This is a genomic window from Mesorhizobium sp. M7A.F.Ca.US.005.03.2.1 (assembly GCF_003997795.1).
GTDB lineage: Bacteria > Pseudomonadota > Alphaproteobacteria > Rhizobiales > Rhizobiaceae > Mesorhizobium > Mesorhizobium ciceri.
In genome coordinates, this window is sequence record NZ_RZRP01001028.1 from 1 (window position 1) to 1,982 (window position 1,982).

At 66.5% G+C, this 1,982-nt stretch carries 2 protein-coding genes and 1 pseudogene; 1 reads left to right on the top strand and 2 read right to left on the bottom strand.

From position 1 onward, the window contains the following. Positions 1-347 (top strand): annotated as a pseudogene (locus EN991_RS34120) (hypothetical protein); the annotation flags it as partial. A gap of 1 nt (position 348) precedes the next feature. On the opposite strand, the gene EN991_RS34125 reads toward EN991_RS34120, so the two are convergent. Both EN991_RS34125 and EN991_RS34130 read right to left on the bottom strand, forming a co-directional pair. Then, the gene (locus EN991_RS34125; RefSeq protein ID WP_127370383.1) at positions 349-1,392 is read right to left on the bottom strand and encodes a hypothetical protein; all 1,044 of its coding nucleotides are present in this window, start codon (positions 1,390-1,392) and stop codon (positions 349-351) included. Beyond that, the coding region (locus EN991_RS34130) for a DUF2169 domain-containing protein (RefSeq protein WP_127370384.1) at positions 1,389-1,982 on the bottom strand (594 nt) is incomplete at its 5' end. The genes EN991_RS34130 and EN991_RS34125, both read right to left, overlap by 4 nt.

Below are 1,982 nucleotides of genomic sequence, written 5' to 3' on the forward strand. Positions count from 1 at the left end.
ATCCGGCGGTGATGCCCTGGCTGATCGAGAAGATGCGCGAACCGGAGCTTGTCTTTGCAGCGGGGCTGGCAATGCGCGATCTGTTCGAGGTGGATTTCAACGATACCGGCCTGTTTGCGATAGACCCGGCCGATTTGGGGAAGGCGTTTGAATATCTGAACGACAGCCCGTTGCCTGTCGCCGATCGCGTTGCTGCTTGGTGGGACGAGGGACGGGGCGGGCGCGGCCGCACGCCTTTCCATTCGATGCGCCGGTTGCGGCTCGACGCGTTGCGCGCGGCCATCGCGGCAACCGATACGCCGCTGGCCGACTGGCGAAGGACGCGCCGGTTTCCGGCATGGCTGTAATCTATCGGCGGTTCGCCCGCGCCACGACGGCGGCGGCGCGCAATCCGTTCTCGGATGCGACTTCGCACATGGCAATCGATCCCGGCGCATAATTCTGGACAAGACTGTCGGCGGCCAGCATCAGCGCCAGCGCGCCGCTGGCCGCGCCGGTGTCGCCGACCGTCATCGCCGGATAGGCCGTCGCCATCAGGGTGCGGTGCGTGCGATAGAAGCGCGGTCGGGCAATCAGCATCTCCCAGCCATGATAGCGCTCGCCATTGCCGTTCGAGACGACGAAATCGATGTCGGGTTCCGATGGTCCCGATCCCGAAACGGCGTCGCGCAGCGCGCCGAGCATGGCGCGGCCCTGGCTGTAGCGCTCGGAAAGGATGCTGTCAGTCTCCTGGGCCATGCCGATGCCATGGATGGCGGCCACGACAGGCCCGCGGCCGGGTTCCCGGAGCAGCCGCACGAAGACCGCCGCCTCGCTAGGAATCACTCCTTGGGCGTTGTCCGCGCCCTGTAAACGCCCGGTCCGGCTGAGCCGGCCGAGGTCGGTGTGGTTGACGAGGCTGTCGACGCCACCGAGCAGCACCTGTGCGGCGCCTTGATCCTCCATCAGTGCAATCGCCCGTTCTATCAGTCCCACACTTGCCGCCGCGCCGCCGTCGACGACGCACGAGGCGCGGTGGAACCTCAGGCCTGTTGCGTCGACAACCGCGGCCAGGAAATCGCGCGCCGGGATATCAACGAAAGCCGGATGGTTGCGAAAGCTCTCTGGCGTCGTGATGAGCAGCGCGGTGGCCGCCGCGACCCCCGGTTCGCCCGTGCCGAGCGCTTCGTTGATAGCTCGGGCGGCCATGTTGACCAGCCATTCGCCTTCGTTGCGGCGCAGGTGCCAATGAGTGGGTATGCGCGCGACTACCTGTGGCACTCCGAACGGTTCGGCGAGCGTGATTTCCTCGAAGGCCGAAAGGCTTGCCCGAATGGCCGCGATCGTTTGCCGCGCATTCAGCCCGGCGGGCGTGACGGCGCCGCCACCGGCGACGTAGAGCGGCCACTTCATGGCTGCCACACGGCGCGGTCGACGGTGCCGTCACCGCCACGCGGGCTGAGATAGATCTTTCGCTTGCGCCGGGCCATGAGAAAGGCGGGCGTGACATGGCCGAAGACGATCTCCCGCAGCGCCGGCGTGTTCCGTTTTGTCATGTGTGAAAAGCGCGCTTTCAGTGTGACGCGCCACAGATCCGGCTCGACAATCACCGTGTCCGCGGCAAACGGACGTTCCTCGACCCGGTCGTCATAGATCAGCCGCACAGGCGCAACGATGCGCGGCAGGCGGAAGGCCCAGCGGCCGTTCGGTGTCATGCCGATGATCGTGACAGTCTCACCGCCATGGATTGCCGGCAGGTGCTGGTCCGCCGGGGCGCACAGATTGTAGCGCGGATCGAAATCCCCGGGAGGCAGGGGCCACTGCGTGTCGATCCAGGCTTGATCGTAGGTGCCGGCGAGCGGCAGTCTCGGGATCCAACCCCGCCCGAGCGGGCCGAAGCCGGCCGGTCTGGGTCGATCGGAGGGGCTGAGACAAGGTTCAGCGGGATAGGTGACATTCGGGGCTTGTGTGCGCACTGCCGGATCGGCGGAGGAGGCATGGTG